The sequence below is a fragment of the Candidatus Vallotia laricis genome (assembly GCF_020541325.1).
Taxonomy (GTDB): domain Bacteria; phylum Pseudomonadota; class Gammaproteobacteria; order Burkholderiales; family Burkholderiaceae; genus Mycetohabitans; species Mycetohabitans laricis.
The window spans coordinates 219,090-237,496 of sequence record NZ_CP047399.1; the positions used below are offsets into that span (position 1 = coordinate 219,090).

The 18,407-nt window shown below is 41.8% G+C and carries 10 protein-coding genes and 1 pseudogene; 10 read left to right on the forward strand and 1 reads right to left on the reverse strand.

Annotated features, from left to right (window positions below):
* Positions 1-16 precede the first annotated feature (16 nt).
* Entirely contained in the window at positions 17-1,027 is a 1,011-nt protein-coding gene (gene gap / locus GKR41_RS00990) for a type I glyceraldehyde-3-phosphate dehydrogenase (RefSeq protein WP_226809984.1), read from the forward strand.
* Between the two features lie 936 nt (positions 1,028-1,963).
* Here the strand turns inward: gap and fur are convergent.
* Positions 1,964-2,464: a ferric iron uptake transcriptional regulator gene (gene fur / locus GKR41_RS00995; RefSeq protein ID WP_226809986.1), complete on the reverse strand. Its 501-nt coding sequence runs from the start codon at positions 2,462-2,464 to the stop codon at positions 1,964-1,966.
* Between the two features lie 121 nt (positions 2,465-2,585).
* Here fur and GKR41_RS01000 point away from each other — a divergent pair.
* From GKR41_RS01000 to proC, 9 genes and pseudogenes are all read left to right on the forward strand, one after another.
* Positions 2,586-3,047 (forward strand): annotated as a pseudogene (locus tag GKR41_RS01000) (outer membrane protein assembly factor BamE); the annotation flags it as partial.
* A gap of 113 nt (positions 3,048-3,160) precedes the next feature.
* The gene (gene dapB / locus GKR41_RS01005) at positions 3,161-3,958 is read left to right on the forward strand and encodes a 4-hydroxy-tetrahydrodipicolinate reductase (RefSeq protein ID WP_226810209.1); all 798 of its coding nucleotides are present in this window, start codon (positions 3,161-3,163) and stop codon (positions 3,956-3,958) included.
* Between the two features lie 495 nt (positions 3,959-4,453).
* A complete protein-coding gene (leuS, locus tag GKR41_RS01010; protein ID WP_226809988.1) occupies positions 4,454-7,042 on the forward strand; it encodes a leucine--tRNA ligase in 2,589 nt (862 codons plus the stop codon).
* Positions 7,043-7,573: 531 nt separating this feature from the next.
* Positions 7,574-8,686: a DNA polymerase III subunit delta gene (gene holA, locus GKR41_RS01015; protein ID WP_226809990.1), complete on the forward strand. Its 1,113-nt coding sequence runs from the start codon at positions 7,574-7,576 to the stop codon at positions 8,684-8,686.
* Positions 8,687-8,820: 134 nt separating this feature from the next.
* Positions 8,821-10,092 (forward strand): glutamate-5-semialdehyde dehydrogenase, encoded by a 1,272-nt coding sequence (locus GKR41_RS01020; RefSeq protein ID WP_226809992.1) that lies wholly within the window; start codon positions 8,821-8,823, stop codon positions 10,090-10,092.
* Between the two features lie 1,062 nt (positions 10,093-11,154).
* Complete coding sequence (gene edd / locus GKR41_RS01025) at positions 11,155-12,972, forward strand: phosphogluconate dehydratase (protein ID WP_226809994.1); 1,818 nt, start codon at positions 11,155-11,157, stop codon at positions 12,970-12,972.
* A gap of 52 nt (positions 12,973-13,024) precedes the next feature.
* A complete protein-coding gene (gene eda / locus GKR41_RS01030; protein WP_226809996.1) occupies positions 13,025-13,660 on the forward strand; it encodes a bifunctional 4-hydroxy-2-oxoglutarate aldolase/2-dehydro-3-deoxy-phosphogluconate aldolase in 636 nt (211 codons plus the stop codon).
* Positions 13,661-16,354: 2,694 nt separating this feature from the next.
* Positions 16,355-17,059 (forward strand): YggS family pyridoxal phosphate-dependent enzyme, encoded by a 705-nt coding sequence (locus tag GKR41_RS01035; protein WP_226809998.1) that lies wholly within the window; start codon positions 16,355-16,357, stop codon positions 17,057-17,059.
* An 11-nt stretch (positions 17,060-17,070) separates the two neighbouring features.
* Positions 17,071-17,880 (forward strand): pyrroline-5-carboxylate reductase, encoded by an 810-nt coding sequence (gene proC / locus GKR41_RS01040; protein WP_226810000.1) that lies wholly within the window; start codon positions 17,071-17,073, stop codon positions 17,878-17,880.
* Positions 17,881-18,407 lie beyond the last annotated feature (527 nt).

The following is an 18,407-nucleotide window of genomic DNA, read 5'->3' on the forward strand; positions in this document are numbered from 1 at the left end:
CTATGAGGAGATAAATATGACGATTCGCGTTGCGATTAACGGTTATGGCCGTATTGGACGCAATACGCTACGAGCCCATTATGAGGGTAACAAGAAACATGACATAGAGATCGTGGCGATTAACGATCTCGGTAATATTAAAACCAACGCGCATCTAACCAAGTATGACACTGCCCACGGCAAATTCATGGGTAGTGTTGCGGTTGATGGGGACTATATGATAGTTAACGGCGATCATATTCGTGTGCTTACAGACCGTAATTTAGTTGGGCTACCATGGGCTGATCTCGACATCGATGTTGTACTAGAGTGTACTGGTTTCTTCACTTCGAAGGAGAAAGCAGCTACACACTTAAAGTGTGGCGCGAAGAAGGTTATCATCTCCGCACCCGGCGGAAAAGATATCGATGCAACAATTGTTTATGGTATCAACCACCAGGCACTGAAATCGACAGATACAGTTATCTCAAATGCTTCGTGCACGACAAATTGTATTGTACCAATGGTTAAGCCACTACAGGACAAGATTGGCATTGAAAACGGCTTAATGACGACAATTCATGCGTACACAAATGACCAAGTGTTAACTGATGTGCACCATGAGGATCTGCGTCGTGCTCGCTCAGCTACTCATAGCATGATCCCGACTAAAACCGGCGCCGCCGCAGCTGTCGGGCTAGTGCTTCCAGAACTTAACGGTAAGCTAGATGGCTACGCTGTACGTGTGCCAACAATTAACGTGTCTATTGTTGATCTATCGTTTATTGCCTCACGAGATACTCATGTAGATGAAGTAAATAAGATTCTAAAAGAAGCGGCGGAGGGGTCGCTCAATGGTATTCTCGACTACAGCACTGCACCGTTGGTATCGATTGACTTTAATCACAACCCAGCATCCTCGATATTCGACGCAACTCTTACCAAGGTATCAGGCCGTCTCGTAAAAGTTTCAAGCTGGTACGATAATGAATGGGGTTTCTCGAATAGGATGCTTGATACAACGGTGGCATTGGCTAATGCTAAGTAATAACATATAAAATAAAGCTTTTTTAAATTGCGTCAATTTTTTATCAAATTTAAAAGCAACTGCTTCCGGGCAAAAAAGAAAGCCCATAGGACGAGGTTAGATTTTTAGCATAGGGGATTGAGTGATAGTTGACATTTTTTAAAATCGAAGCTTTTGCACATGAAATTGCAAATTCTTTACTTATCAGGATGGCTTTCTTATAAAGTCACATTATTTTAATTATGTTATCGAATAGATAAATATCACGTTGTGTTCAAATATTACCTGAACACAACGTGATATTTATCATAATTAAGACAAAGACAGGATTCCTAAGAATATTTTTTAACTAATTTAAATTTCTATGCAGTTTTTTCACTGAATTAATCAATACTACTTAGCTAAGTAGTATTGATTAATTCAGATACTTTACTAAAAATATAGTGCTAGTTAAACGGCTATCAGAGTTTTGTAATACTTTATAAGTATCACTTATCTAAATCTCCTAAAATCGGTATCAGGTAGTGTATTTTTTCTAAATCTAATATAGCTTAATGAAATTAAATTCTAGTTAATCAGAATTAAATTCTGCTTAATAATAGTTAAAAAAATTAGATATTATGTAAATAATCTTTACTTATATATATTAAGTATTTACTATTTATACGAGAAAAAATATTCATGCAGATTTTCTGCATGAAAAATGCTTTGATACTCCGTTTTCCTACTACTATGCACTCTACAGGAAAACTAAAAGCTGTAAAATCTATATTTTAACATTTGATTTATAATGAGTTAGGCTAGAAAAACCTATATAGTAAATACCGAGCAGCGAATCATTAGATATCTTGTTAGATACAGTATTTCTATAAAGGTATAGGGTTTTCTTTTTGCTAGAAAGGAAGATTTTTACCCCACAATATAAGAATGTTTTATTTATATAAAATGAATCACTAACTATATCTTTTGCAGGCGCTTCAAGCAAGCTATATAGTAGCTTGGTTTAACTCGCTCTTCTCTACAATTTTTTAAATTTTGGTTGCCTTTTTTACATCCTTTTGTGCAAAAACCGTACATCGCGAGTGCGTGTTCCTGTAGCTTAAAGCCCCGTTCTTTAGCAATTAATTGCTGGCGATATTCTATTTGAGGATCATTAAATTCCTCAACTCGGCCGCAGTCTAAGCATACCAAATGATCGTGGTGCGTACCCTCATTAAGCTCGAATATAGCTTTGCTAGACTCAAAATTACTACGCCTAAGCAAACCGGCTTGCTCGAACTGCGTTAACACACGATAAACAGTTGCCAGGCCAATATCTAGATCTTCATTAAGCAAATTGCGATAGATGTCTTCCGCGGTCCAATGACGCATAGAGCCATGTTGGAAAATCTCTAAAATCTTTAGGCGCGGTAAAGTTGCTTTAAGCCCCATATTCTTAAGGTCAGCGGGATCGGTCATTGCTAGGCCTTTATAGAGTATATAATATTAGATCCTAATGGTAATCTGTTTTGGGGTGTTTCGGTCCGAGTGGGTGTGTCTTTCAGCCAAAATCAATCAAAGCAGTGTTAGGTTATGTTTTATGGATAAAAAGAGTTCAATATTTTCCTCTGAATTACAATTGCATGCGATAACCTTTTCAGTAGTAGTTCGCGTTCTTGTTTTTGCTAGCATAGCTTTACTTGGTGCATGTAAGACATACGGTGGTTTTACACAATCCATTGCGCACTTAATTACTCCATACCAGATAACGATTGTGCAAGGCAATTTTGTATCAGCCGAAGCCGCATCGATGCTACGCGTCGGTATGTCCAAGGACGAGGTGCGTAGCCTTATAGGCACGCCGTTACTTACCGATATTTTCCATGTCCACCGTTGGGACTATATGTTTTATTTTAAGCGCGGCCAAACTTCTATTATTGAGCAGAGAGACCTAGTCGTAAATTTTGTCGATGATCGTGTAGTAAGCTGGACAGGGGCTAACAACTTGCTATCCGAGCGTGATTTGATCGATAAAATCGATGATCACAGCAGAGACCCCAAAGAAAGTGGCAGTTAAGACCTTAGTAGTTAAGGGGATATACGTTTACTGTAGAAACAGAGCCTGTAAAGCTAGATAATGCCGTGAAGTCGCGGCGCATAATGGATTGATTAATGATAAGAATTGCTATCGCAGGGGCATCGGGCCGTATGGGAAAAATTCTAGTTGAAACGGTACTAAATACATCAGGAGTTATGTTATCAGGTGCGCTAGAGCGCCCGAGTGCTATTTCACTAGGTCAGGATGCTGGCGTTTTCACCGGGCGAGAGACTGGTCTCGAGATCACCGACGATATACACCGTGTACTTGCAGATTCAGACGTGCTGATCGATTTTACGCGGCCTGAGGGTACGATTGAGCATCTAAAAGTAGCTCGTCGGTATCACACACGTCTGGTGATAGGTACGACAGGTTTTACAGAATCTCAGAAAGCTGAGTTAGTCGCTGCCGCTCGAACGCTGAGAATTGTATTTTCGCCGAACATGAGTATGGGTGTGAACGTGACGTTAAAGCTACTACAAATAGCCGCTGCATATTTTTCTACAGGCTATGATATTGAAATTATTGAAGCGCATCACCGAAATAAAGTTGATGCACCATCTGGCACAGCTTTGCGAATGGGCGAAGTACTTGCAACCGCATTAGATCGTAATTTGGCCGATTGCGCCCTATACGGACGTCACGGCACAATAGGCGAGCGTGATCCGTCAACGATTGGGTTTTCAGTCATTCGAGGTGGCGATATCGGTGGTGATCATACAGTGATGTTCGCTGGCACAGGAGAGCGCATAGAAATTACGCATAAGTCGGCTAGTCGCCTTGCATACGCGCAGGGCGCAGTCAAAGCTGCTTGTTTTCTATTCGATCGTCCGGCAGGGCTATACGATATGTGGGACGTGTTAGATTTACACTAGCCCTCCATGCAGAAAGTTTCTGACCTTACCAGTAGCATCAGTTCGAGCTATTTATAGCACTTTCGCTGATAGATGTTTAAAATTGATATGTTCAGGCTGCTCGCGGGTATCGGATTTTGGGTATTAATATAGGGGTGTGCATTTCGCGATATGCTAGCTGTATCATGCAGCAAAAACTAGTATTTATCCGTCTACAAGAGTAACGTTTTTTATTATCACAACACTGTTCGTGACTCATAGTCTGAATTGCAATAGTTGTTGCATGCTATGCCCTGCATGCAACAACCTTAACTTTATGCAATATCTACGATAGATTACGTATATAACTTTCGTGCCGACTAATACTGCACTGCCGTGCAGTGCGTCTACATGTATTGATAAGGGACAAACTCTGTCACCCGAATGCCAGAAAACCTATCGCTTTCTTAATATAAGGTGCATACACGGGCTCTTTACATTAAGAAAGCGATAGGTTTTCTGTTACGGACGACCATTATGCAAGATAAATATGTTCCCGCCAATGTCGAATCCGCCGCGCAGAAAGCGTGGCGAGATGATGATGTTTATCGTAGTTTTGAGCGTATCGATAAAAAAAAATTTTATTGCGTTTCGATGATGCCATACCCGTCTGGAAAGTTGCATATGGGACATGTGCGCAACTATACGATTAATGATGTGCTATATCGTTACCAACGCATGCATGGTTATAACGTGCTAATGCCCATGGGATGGGACGCATTTGGGATGCCAGCGGAAAATGCAGCGATTGCCAATGGCGTGCCACCAGCCAAATGGACATATGAAAACATCGCTTACATGAAGAAGCAGATGCGGGCGATGGGACTAGCGATCGACTGGTCACGTGAAATTACAACATGTAAGCCAGATTACTATAAATGGAACCAATGGTTATTCCTCAAAATGCTAGAAAAGGGCATTGCGTATAAGAAGGAAGGGACAGTAAATTGGGATCCAATTGAACAAACTGTACTAGCTAACGAGCAAGTTGTTAACGGACGTGGATGGCGTTCTGGAGCGGTAGTGCAGAGGCGACAAATCCCGATGTACTACCTACGGATCACGAAATACGCGGAGCCATTGCTTCAGGACCTAGATCTTCTAGGGTGGCCTGAGCGCGTGAAAACAATGCAGTGTAACTGGATTGGCAAGAGCCATGGCGTGAACATTAGTTTCCCATATGAGATTGATGGGCAACAACAATTATTGCGCGTGTTTACCACTCACGTAAATACGATTATGGACGTCACGTTCTTAGCTATCGCTGCTGAGCACGAGCTCGCCACGAGACTAGCACAAAACAAATACGCATTGCAGGCGTTTATTGACGAGTGTAAGCACGGTAGAGTGGCTGAGTCTGATATCTTAACAATAGAGAAGAAAGGAGTGCCTACCGGCTTCTATGTTAAACATCCATTGACAGGAGCTGATATTGAAGTATGGGTTTGTAACTACGTGTTGATGGACTATAGCGAAGGCACAGTAATGGGTGTGCCGATCTACGATGAAGGTGATTTTGAGTTCGCTACGAAGTACCATATACCCATTAATCGGATCAGGGCAGCGCAAGATAGGGTGGTATATTCTTCGCAAGACTTCTGCGGAAAGGGAGGTATTAGTGTCCCTATAGATAGCGGAAAGTATGATGGTATGAACTATGATCAAGCGGCTGAAGCTATCACGGCGGACCTTTCTGTTAGGGGGCTTGGTAGCAAACGAATCATATACCGGTTGCATGACTGGGGCATTTCGCGGCAGCGCTATTGGGGTACACCAATCCCAATAATTTATTGCTCAAGCTGTGGCGATATACCAGTGCCAGAGCAAGACTTGCCCGTTCTGTTACCTGAAGACCTGGTGCCAGATGGCAGCGGCAATCCACTAGCCAAGTCCGAAATTTTTATGCGCTGCGTATGCCCGCGCTGTGGCGCCGAGGCAAAGCGTGAAACCGATACAATGGATACGTTTGTCGATTCTGCGTGGTATTTCTCGCGATATACATGTTCAGATGCACCCACAATGGTGGACCCCCGTACCGACTATTGGATGCCTATGGATCAATATATCGGTGGCATTGAGCATGCGATTTTGCACTTACTATATTCACGATTCTGGGCCAAGGTAATGCAAGGACTTGGTCTGACTGACTTCTCCGAGCCGGCTACTAATTTAGTCACGCAAGGTATGGTGCTTGATCAGACGTACTATCGTAAGGATTCGTCTGGTAAGAAAATATGGTTTAATTCCTCAGATGTGACGTTGTCATATGATGATAAAAGACGTCCGATTAGCGCGGTTCTACATACCGATGGCCAGCCGGTTAAGATGGGCGGCCTTGAAAAAATGTCAAAGTCGAAGAATAACGGCGTTGATCCGCAGCAGCTAATCGATTTACACGGAGCCGATGCCGTGCGATTATTTACAATGTTCGCGGCGTCGCCAGAGCAGTCGCTTGAATGGTCTAGTGCCGGCCTTGAAGGCGCGCGACGTTTCCTGCATCGATTATGGACGTTCGGCTATGTGCACTACGCAATGTTTACGACACAGCCAGTACTAGACACTATAGCCCCGAAAGACTCGAGCAAAGCACTGCGCTGTGAGATTCATTCCATGCTCAAACAGGCTGACTTTGACTATCAGCGACTTCAATATAATACTGTCGTGTCTGCGGCGATGAAAATGCTGAATGCGATGGAGGTAGCTAAAGAGATCAGCGCCGATGTCCTATACGAAGGATATGGTATTTTGTTGCGTATACTATATCCTATAGTACCGCACGTCACGTTTACACTGTGGTACGAACTTGGTTATGAAACGCAATTTGGTACGCTACTAGACGCAACATGGCCGAAAGTGAATGAACTGGCACTAGAACAAAGCGAAGTAAAACTAGTACTACAGATTAACGGTAAAACGCGTGGTATGTTAAAGGTAACGCGCAGCATGCCACGCGAGATCATAGAGCGGGTAGTACTTTCGCATGAGATACTGAATAAGTTTTCTAGAGGAAAAACGCCAAAGAAAGTAGTGATCGTGCCGGGGCGGCTTGTAAATGTAGTCTTTTGAAGAGATGCTATAACATAACTAAATACAGATTAGCACGTTGCTGCAGCGTGTTTGTAGCAGCAGTGTTGTTTTGTCGATATACTTTCCAGCTGCGTAGTAACTGGGGCTGCCCATTTAAGCGACTTACGCTGATGAGCTCAATTCAGCAAATTGTCAAGAGTTACAGTCAAACACAGAGTGTTAAGGGTATAGACGGTACGGGCAATCTTATTGATTTCAGGATAGTGCAACACTAGCTTAGTCCAACGTAATATAGACGAGCAGCGCAATGCGTATGCGCTGAACCATGCTCCGCCCTACCAACTAGTAAGAACGGATAGCATAATGTTAGTGCATACCTACCGTGCTTATCTTAATCGCTAATAAGCTCTTCCAACCAGTATGTTTTAGCTAAGTCATACAAGTGCGATTTACTATATGGTGACTAACCGATTTGGTGAGTTAACTATTACAATGCATAAGCATAATCTCTAGCCAACCTAGACTAGGAGTTCTTATAGGATCTTACCGTGGTAAACTGGATATGGGCTAATGCAACTTCGTATAGATGCTCTAGAGTCACATCTCGCTAAGATGTTAGGTCGCTTGTACATCGTGTATGGCGATGAGTTGTTGCTCGTTCAAGAGGCTGTAGCACATATCCGTAGCGCAGCCCGCGCGGCCGCTTTTACTGAGCGAAGTATACTCTCTGTCGATCGTGGTTTTGATTGGAGCTTGCTGCTTGGTGCTATGCAATCGATGTCGTTATTTGGCGAGCGGCAGATAGTCGAATTGCGCATTCCGACTCAAAAGCTAGACAAAAATAGTGGTGAGGCATTAAAGACGTTGGCGGCATTAGACAATCCCGATGCGCTAGTATTGATTACATTACCGAGGCTAGATGTCGTAACGCAAAAGACCTCATGGTTTGCTGCATTACTTCAAGCTGGCATAGCGGTACGTATCGACACAATCGAGCGCACACAGCTACCAAACTGGATTACTAAACGGCTCGCAGCACAGCAACAAAGCTTTGTCCCGGGTGATGAAGGTCTGCAAACATTGCACTTTATCACCGAGCGGGTTGAGGGTAACCTGCTTGCCGCCCATCAAGAAATTCAAAAACTGGGCTGGCTATATCCAGCCGGTGAATTAACGCTCAAGCAAGTGAGGGATGTAATGCTTAACGTCGCTCGCTATGATGTGTTTAGTCTCAACGAGACAATGCTCTCTGGCAATGTGCTCCGCTTATCACGGATGCTTGATGGATTGCGTGGGGCAGGTGAGACGCCGGTGTTAGTTCTTTGGGCTATTGTAGAAGAAATTCGTGCGCTGATAAGAATTAAGCGGGGGCTGACTGCCGGAAAATCATTAGCAATCTTGATGCGTGAGAATCGCGTTTGTAAGATGTGCGAAAAGCTCATGCCTCTCGCATTGCAACGCGTTAATGAATCTTTGCTTGAGCGGGCACTGTGGTTGGCGGTACGTCTAGATCGACAGATTAAAGGGCTGTGCAGCGTGGCGAGGGCAATGCATCTGAGCATCGAACCTGCTGATACATTACTGCCACCAGCGGATCCGTGGGATGGTTTATTTGATCTAGCGATGATGATTGCACAGCCCGGCGCTATAGATACTGCCGCTGTGCGAAAGATAGGCTCGTAAGCCTACGGGAACTCATTCCATTGCTACGATAGCTGATTAGCTGATTAGCTGATCGTAAGGCCGCACAACGGTTAAATTTATGTAGACTAGGCAATTACAATTCTAATTGTATATAGCCCTGCGAGAACACAAAAATGAATATTGACTGCTACATGACCGATTTAGGTCAGCGAGCACGTGCAGCATCAAGGGCAATCGCTAGTATATCGAGAGCCGCTAAGAATGCAACGCTTGAACGAATTGCGCTAGCAATCCAGGAACAATCCAGTGCTCTGCAACAAGCAAATGCGCGTGATGTCGATCGGGCGCGAGCTCACGGGCGCGACGAGGCTTTCATCGACAGACTCACGCTGTCGGATAAAGTGCTAACAACGATGATTGAGAGCGTTCGGCAGGTTGCGGCGCTTCCTGATCCAATTGGCGAAATTATCGGCATAAGAACTCGTCCCACGGGTATACAAGTTGGTCAGATGAGGGTACCGCTAGGTGTGATTGGTATAATTTATGAGTCTCGGCCGAATGTTACGATTGATTCGGCCGCACTATGTCTCAAATCTGGTAATGCAGTAATCCTGCGTGGTGGATCGGAGGCAATCGCATCTAATACAGCACTTTCCATGCTAATCTCCGAAGTGCTGCACATGAGCAGTCTACCTCGAGATGCAGTACAAGTAGTCTGTACACCGGATCGGGCAGCAGTAAGTAAGCTGATTACAATGACTGACTATATCGACGTGATTGTACCACGTGGTGGAAAGCGCTTGATCCAAAAATTAATTAATGAAGCCCGAATACCGATGATTAAGCATCTAGACGGCATATGCCACGTCTATGTGGACGAGAGCGCTAATATTAGCAAAGCGCTGGAAATATGCGATAACGCAAAAACGCATCGGTATGCTACTTGCAATACGATGGAAACGCTGCTTATTGGATGGAAGATCGCCCCAACTATACTGCCAATGCTTGGCAAGATATATCGGGATAAGGGGGTCGAACTACGCGTGGATAGAGATGCACGTATAATTCTAACTGATGCCGGTATCAGGCCCATTGTAGATGCGACTGAAGCCGATTGGCACACAGAATACTTAGCACCAGTGCTTGCCATTAGAGTCGTAGATGGTATCGACGCGGCGATTAATCATATTAATGTATATGGCTCCGCGCATACTGATGCGATCGTAACTGAGCACTATGATCGTGCAATGCAGTTCCTAAGGGAGGTCGATTCAGCAAGTGTGATAGTTAATGCATCAACACGCTTCGCTGATGGCTTCGAATACGGGCTAGGTACAGAAATCGGAATTTCTAACGACAAATTACATGCGCGCGGTCCAGTCGGACTTGAAGGGCTAACTTCACTAAAATATATCGTGTTGGGCCACGGTGAAGTGCGACAATAAAAAAGCACTATGAGTATTTTTAATATCATATGAATCGCTTCATAGTTTGCAGAACTATACGGTCTTCTATTGATTGTCGTAAATATAGCGCTCTAAGCAAGCCTGCGTAGTCGAATATTTATTGGTAGTAGCTGTTGGTAGCGCAATTTATAATACCTAATTTCTACTCTAGAGCTTTTATACACATATCGTATCTACGATAATATATATGTATAAAAGTACAATGTATAATATATTGTTTTCTATATTAGAGCAATATGCGAACTGTTACCCTGATCAGCAGTATAAAATATTTAGAAAATTTCTAGTATTTAGAGTTGTTTGGTGCGGTCGTTTTTTGGCGTGATTGTTGTAATCTTGTGTAAGGACTTGTAGCATTGCTTAGCTGTTTACTAAATATTAGTAAACTCGACATCAGAATTATACTACTTAGATTATCTTATATCTAAGTGCAGCTAGTGTTTAACACTTACTTCCATTACATAGTTGCTACTATGCTATCTATAGACGTGGCTGTATTTACACATAGTGTATTAGAAATGTTTAGGTATTTATACTAGATTCATACACAGTTTTTCGGAATTCTATGTAGTCTATGCTGATGAATACTCAATTATAAGCCGAAAGACAGTTGGATACGATTAAGAATCTTTAAAACGTGTGTAATGATTGCTTATTAAATAAGATACATGCCTGTATGCCATTTTTCGAAATCCTAATTTCAAATTATCGAAATCTTCTGTAGTAGAGCTCATAGCAGAGGCACAAAATTATAAGCTAGTTTCTCTTAATAAGATATATAGAAAAATCGAGAATTATTTAGAGGTGTGTATGCTGACACTACACTCATCCACCAAAATTATATAATAGCAATGCTAATTGCTATTATAATTCGCCCTAAGATCGATAAATATGAGAAAACTTTAATCAACCTAATTGAGTTTATTTAGACTTTCCATTAAACTCAATAACACTAAATACTAGTCTAAGCTTCTGGTCTATCTAGCGACACAGACTATCTGGCTTCATTGCGTGTTCTGCCCGTTTCCAGGAGCGATTTTCATGACTTCGTTACACACCCGGCTGACAAATGTAACTGATCGAATCATCGAGCGTAGTAAGGCAACGCGGCATGCTTATTTAACTCGGATCGAAGATGCACAGGGACAGTTTCCCGCACGTAGTGTATTATCTTGTGCCAATTTAGCTCATGGTACTGCCGGATTTGAGGGACAAGATAAAATCGCTATCCGAGCAATGCAGCATCCAAATATTGGAATTGTGTCAGCCTACAATGAGATGCTATCAGCGCATGCGCCGTACCGTAACTTTGCTGACGTTATAAAACAAGCTGCCCGCGAAGCGGGGGGGGTTGCTCAATTTGCTGGTGGTGTACCAGCGATGTGCGATGGCATCACGCAAGGTAACGCAGGAATGGAGCTATCATTATTCTCTCGCGAGACAATTGCGATGTCGACAGCGATTGCATTAACGCATAATATGTTTGATGCAGCGCTATGCTTGGGCATTTGCGACAAAATCGTGCCCGGTTTATTGATTGGTGCATTACAATTTGGCCATTTGCCAACGATTTTCGTACCTGCAGGACCGATGACTAGTGGTTTATCTAATGATGAAAAAGCTAAAATCCGTCAGCAGTTTGCTATCGGCGCTATAGGGCGCGAGGAATTGCTCAATAGTGAAGCTCGTGCGTACCATAGCCATGGCACCTGTACATTTTATGGAACAGCAAACTCAAACCAGCTGCTGATGGAAATCATGGGCCTGCACTTGCCGGGTGCAGCATTTGTTCATCCATATACGCCGCTGCGTGATGCGCTCACTGCTGAAGCAGCACGCCGCGTGTTACAGCTTACCGCTAAAGGTTCGCAGTACACGCCGATTGGTCGCGTGATTAATGAAAAAGCAATTGTTAATGGTATTGTTGCGCTACTATCCACCGGAGGATCCACTAACCATACGCTACACTTAGTAGCAATTGCCCGAGCTGCTGGAATTATAATTGACTGGAATGACTTTGATGACCTATCGCGTGTAGTACCGCTATTAGCGAAGATATATCCAAATGGTAAAGCAGATGTTAATGACTATCATGCAGCTGGGGGTATGGCTTTCCTCACACGCACATTACTCGAGGCTGGATTTTTGCACGATGACGTAACGACCGTTTCTGGAAATAACTTGTCATACTATTATACGCGTGAACCAAAATTAGTCAACAGTAAATTACTCTGGATTGATGGATCACGCGAAAGCCATAATAAAGATGTTCTGCGCAGTGCTACCGAACCATTCCAGATGGATGGCGGACTACGACTAGTGCAAGGCTCATTAGGACGAGGAATAATTAAGATTTCTGCCGTCGCATTGCGACATCGCAGTATTACTGCACCAGCTATCGTCTTTGATTCACAAGAGGGTGTGCAAGCTGCTTTCGATCGTGGTGATCTAGATCGCGATTGTGTCGTTGTAGTACGATTCCAGGGAGCAAGGGCTAATGGAATGCCAGAGCTGCACCAGCTCACGCCGTTACTAGGGGTTTTGCAAGATAAAGGTTTTAGCGTAGCACTGATAACTGACGGCAGAATGTCGGGCGCTTCAGGAAAGGTGCCGGCAGTTATTCATTTATCACCCGAAGCTCTTCTAAATGGCCCGATTAGTAAAGTACGTAGTGGCGATATAATTACACTTGATGCAGAGGCTGGAAAACTAGACGTAGATGCGGCAGAGTGGGCATCTCGCATGAGCGAAAAGCCTATAATACATTCCTATCAGGATAAGCTTGGCTTTGGTCGAGAGCTGTTCGGTATTTTCCGTGCGGCAGCGCTACCCGCTGAGCAAGGGGCTTCAGTTTTTTAGCGAGATAACAAATGAAGGTATCGTCTCATTTTAAACTATAGGAAAACTACAGATGAAATCCGTAGGTGAAATTATGCGGATAGGGCCGGTTATCCCAGTTCTAACACTTGAGTCAGTAGAACAGTGCGAGCAAGTCGTGCATGCACTATATGAGGGTGGGGTAAGAGTTCTAGAAATTACTTTACGAACCGCTGTCGGCCTGAAAGCAATTGAGCATGCATCGAAGTTTGCCTCGGATATTGTTGTAGGTGTTGGTACGATCACTACTACCACACAGGTTAAAGAAGCTAAGCGCGCTGGCGCCACATTCGGTGTATCACCTGGACTTACGCACGCCCTTCATGCGGCTGCTAAAGATATTGACTTACCGTTACTTCCTGGCGTGATGACGCCCTCTGATATTCTGCGGGCGCTTTCGCTTGGCTATGATACGGTAAAGTTTTTTCCTGCACAGCAGGCTGGCGGGTTAGATATGCTACGAGCATTTAGTGGTCCTTTTCCGACATTACAGTTTTGTCCGACCGGCGGCATCACGCAGGAGTCAGTAAGAAGCTTCCTTGATTTACCTAATGTGATTTGTGTGGGTGGCTCTTGGCTTACTCCTACAGCAGCAATAATTTCCCAAAACTGGGGAGAAGTAACACGTTTAGCACATGCGGCAAGTCAACTAGCTCGGCTTAATACCTAGAGAACTAGCCATTAAACTCAGATAAGTGCCACGAGATTAAAATAGAGAGAAATTAGCGAATACGTTAGTACCTGTATATAAAATATATATAACCCTCGAAAGAGAAAACATATAGTATTAAGTAATATATCTAGGATAAATTATTGGAAATAATCGTTTCGTTAGTTAATCTTAATATTCTTACTTTATTTTTTCTCTTACTTAAGACATGCCTAAAATAGTAGAATAATAATCTTTAGTATATGCTAATAAATGTTTGTATTTTTATACAAAAAATGTATATTCAGATTCGACATAAATAGCATTTCAAACTTTACGTTCGGAAATCGCGTAGTAAAAGTAAGCATACTCTCTTCAGCTTGCTTCGTACTCCTGACTAGGGATAGTTTATTGCAATAGTACCATTATCGTTTTTTGTTCTTATATAAATTGGATGGTATTTAATAGTGTAAAAAATCCTATAAATTTTTTACAGACTAACTTAAATAGTACTTAATCTAGCCTGGACTATATTTAACGTGCGGACCATGCTTAAGATTTATATAAAAAACCGAAACAATAGTAAGCATGTGTTCATGCAAAAAATCTAAAACTATATTTGTATATACAACTTTAAGCAAATAGATTTATCTATCTGTTTTATAGAAATAGTGTACTAGCCTAAGTATATCTATCTTAGGCTAGTACCGTAGATTACCATCTTATTCACCTATAAAAATATAAATAAGCTTTAAGCACTAAAACTAGTAAGAGTAAGTAATTAAATATAACAATATAAATTATGTCTATATATCAGCCTCCAGCTAATATATAGACATAATTTATAATCAACAAATTTCTATCCTCGTTAATAGACGCATAAGACTAACAGATTCTATTTTCTACACGCTGTTTTGTTATTAGCCTAGCTATAAATCCTACAATTTCTTGATAAAATGCCTGTTAAGGGAAACATTCGAAAAACTATTTCTATACCTATATGAAAAATCAATTTTAAGGTTTAGTTAACTGCATAAATAATAGAGCTGATTAAAAACAAAATATTATAGTTGATGCGATTTAAACCGTTATGTCACTGCATCATTTACCTAGTAGATTTTAACTACTGATAACAAAAATTGTTATCTCACCTATATGGGAAATATGGGACATTAGCTTGTAACAAGATCGAGAATAATCAATGTAGTCTTATTTAACAAGGCAAAAGAAGTCTAGGATTAAATAAAAATAGCATTTTTCTAATTGAAATATATTCAGAATAATTTTTATAAAAAACTGACAATTTACTCGAAATTAAGGCATCACCGACGCACGAATTAATCGGAGTTTTACAGTACTTCAAATAGAGTATAAATAGTCTAATAATAAATTGTTATATGCTGTATATGTAGTTTACAAAAAATAGGTTACGCCCTAATTATTAATTAATATTAGTAGGTCTATCAAATAAATATAATTAATGTTACTTGGTGCTTCCGAATACTAATTGTCTGATTTAAAATACAAAGTTATGTTATTAAACAGCATCGCTAACAAGAGATTTATTTATGACCTCAATAGTATATCGTACTGGGTACGACGATGCGTGGTGTATTATCTCATTCATATAGAGTCAAGCGCGCAAACGATCAGCTGAACTAGACCTGATGGTGCCCTTACTGCATTGAATCAAAGTTAAACTAAACGTAATTATCAAATTTACCCACCGTATTGCTATTACCTAATATAATTGCTGTAGCATTGTGCACATAGAAATTTTTTTCCGAAATTTCATCATATAAAATTGACCACTTATTAAATCGGGAATTGCGTTGAATATGAAATCATTTTTTAAATTTTACGGAAAATATAAGGTAAGTCTTTTAATCAATTACTTTTCCGAAAAATATAGTCGATAGTAAAATCACAGAAATACACGTACTCGCATATATTTCAACTTAGCTCAAGCAGCTATACAGGCTACTAATGCATACGTGAAAAACTCGTACTGCCTCAGTATATTTCGTTAAATAAACGATGGGAACAGATTATTACTGCCATATCTCCTTCTATATAATTAACACACTAACTACGCCGAAATTCGAAAAGTAAGATGGGTAATAACATAATCTTAGATAACATTATATCGCGCGATAGTCGCGCAGTATTGCGCAAAAGTAATATTTCAAATAATGGGAACCGATAGATGTTATCGTACCCCCCCCCGTTTTTTGCATCACCCCAGGTTACTGGGAACTTACTTACGCAAATGGCGCAATAATTACCCGCTAGCATCCATATTAATGTTATTAACATACAATATTCGTATTCTTATGTGTGTTTATTCTTAATGTTCAGCTCCATCAGATTCGAATCCGTCTCTCTTATCAAGAGATGCTGACAACGTTCTAGTCACAGATCACATGCAGATCTACTTAAATTACCGTATGATCTACGGTAATCCTATAAGTAATGTAATATCGTAATTCGACTTATTTGTCTTTGGAGTATATAAGAGACTTGTGTAAATAAGATACACACGATAGTGCTAATAGTATTTACAGCTTGAATGTTTATTAGAAACTAAACCACAAATAATCGCCATAGCATATCTAGGCTGCATAGCTTACTTAGGCATATTAATGCAATTCGTTATGCCACATGCTTTTATCAAGGGCCGCCCCTGTTAAACCCTACCCCCCTCCATTCTGTGCTATGTTCTCTATTATTGCGAAAAACTTGGAGGTAGTTCGCCGCCGTATTTCGGCGATATCTATAGCTTCCGGTCGTGATGCAGCGACCGTACAATTGCTTGCTGTATCGAAGACTTTTTCAGCCGATGACATACGCGCAGCGTATACAGCGGGCCAGAAAGCCTTCGGTGAAAACTATATGCGCGAGGCATTAGACAAAATCGCCGAATTGCATCTGTTACGTGGGTTGATTGAATGGCATTTTATTGGTCCGATACAGTCAAATAAAACGCGTGCGATTGCTGAACAATTTGACTGGGTTCATTCGATAGATCGACTTAAAATTGCCCGCCGACTATCAGAGCAACGGCCTACTCATTTACCGCCGCTTAATGTGTGCATACAAGTAAACATTAGCGGCGAAGCATCTAAAGGCGGAGTTGCACCTAGTGATATCGCTGCACTAGTATGTGACGTTGCATTACTTCCTCGGCTTCGAGTACGAGGACTGATGTCTATCCCTGAGCCAATATTTGGGTTACACATCCAGTGCACTCCACACCGAAGATTGCGAGAATTATTTAATGCTATCAATGCGCAGGGTCTTAATCTTGATACGCTATCGATGGGTATGTCCACCGATTTCAGTGCAGCTATCCTAGAGGGTGCAACGATTATACGAGTCGGTACCGCGATTTTTGGGACGAGAACTTATCTAGCTCACTAAACAGAATTTTTATGAAAATAATATTTATTGGCGCGGGTAATATGGCTAATGCGCTAATCGGCGGGATACTCAAGCGAGGAATCCCATCATCCAATCTTCACGCTATTGACCCATTAGCCAACGCGCGTGTGCGTTTAGAGAAGCGATATCTAGTGCAGACCAGTGAGACTATAGATTCTACGATCGTTAACTATGACGTGATTATCATTGCAGTTAAACCACAGATGATAAAAATCGTGAGCGAATCACTCGCTCCGTGGCTGAGTGCACAATTAATTATTAGCGTTGCAGCCGGTATACGTGCGGCAGATATATCAAATTGGCTAAACAGATACCCACGCGTAGTGCGAGCGATGCCTAATACTTCCGCTTTAATTGGTATTGGTGTAACTGGATTAACAGCACTACAAGGTGTGGGTGATGCTGACCGATATCTTGCCGAGCAGGTGTTTCGGATGGTCGGCAAGATCGTATGGTGTGAGGATGAATCAAAAATGGATGCAGTAACAGCTATCTCTGGTAGTGGTCCTGCCTATGTATTCTACTTCATTGCTGCTATGCAGCGCGCTGCATGTGAGCTAGGACTTAACGACAAACAGGCTAGCGATTTGGTACTTACCACATTCTCTGGCGCTGCTCAACTAGCTACTCAATCAGATGAATCTTCTGGTACTCTGCTGGAGCGCGTGGTCTCAGAAAGTGGTACAACAATCGCCGCACTCAAGTCCTTTGAAGCCGATAGTATTAGTGCTGCTATTGTACGCGGAGTGTTAGCGGCTCACACTCAAGCGATACAAATAGGCGCTACGTTCCGAAAATAATAGACTGGCAATACCTGCTTAGAGCATCGTTTTTATATAAAAGTAAAGAGAGATTATACTGAATAAATACCCTCTGGTTACACAGGAAAACACTACGCGTAGTCGTAGCTTATAATATAATGATAATTATGCAGCTAAGTGCACTTGTTTTATTGGTCTAGCTTAGAATACAAAAGTTAATGCAGATGTAAAATACTAATTTCGGTGCTATGATTTCGATCTACCATCACGTAAGTGCATCGTAAGCGACTAACTAACACGATCTTGAGTAGCATTAACTATGCGAGTAGCAGCACATAATCTTAGATCTCAGGGAACCACATTTAGATCCCAAGGCTAAACGCAATATCTAAGTTCGCTTATAGCATCGCATAAAAGTGCTGCATAAACGGTACTGTTTATCATAAACAACATCATGATAGATAGGCATTTAGCTAAAAGCTTAGGGGCAGGATTATATCTATATAGAACGACCCCCAAGCACCCAGTCAAACATACCCTCTATTATACACCTAGCGATTTCGGCT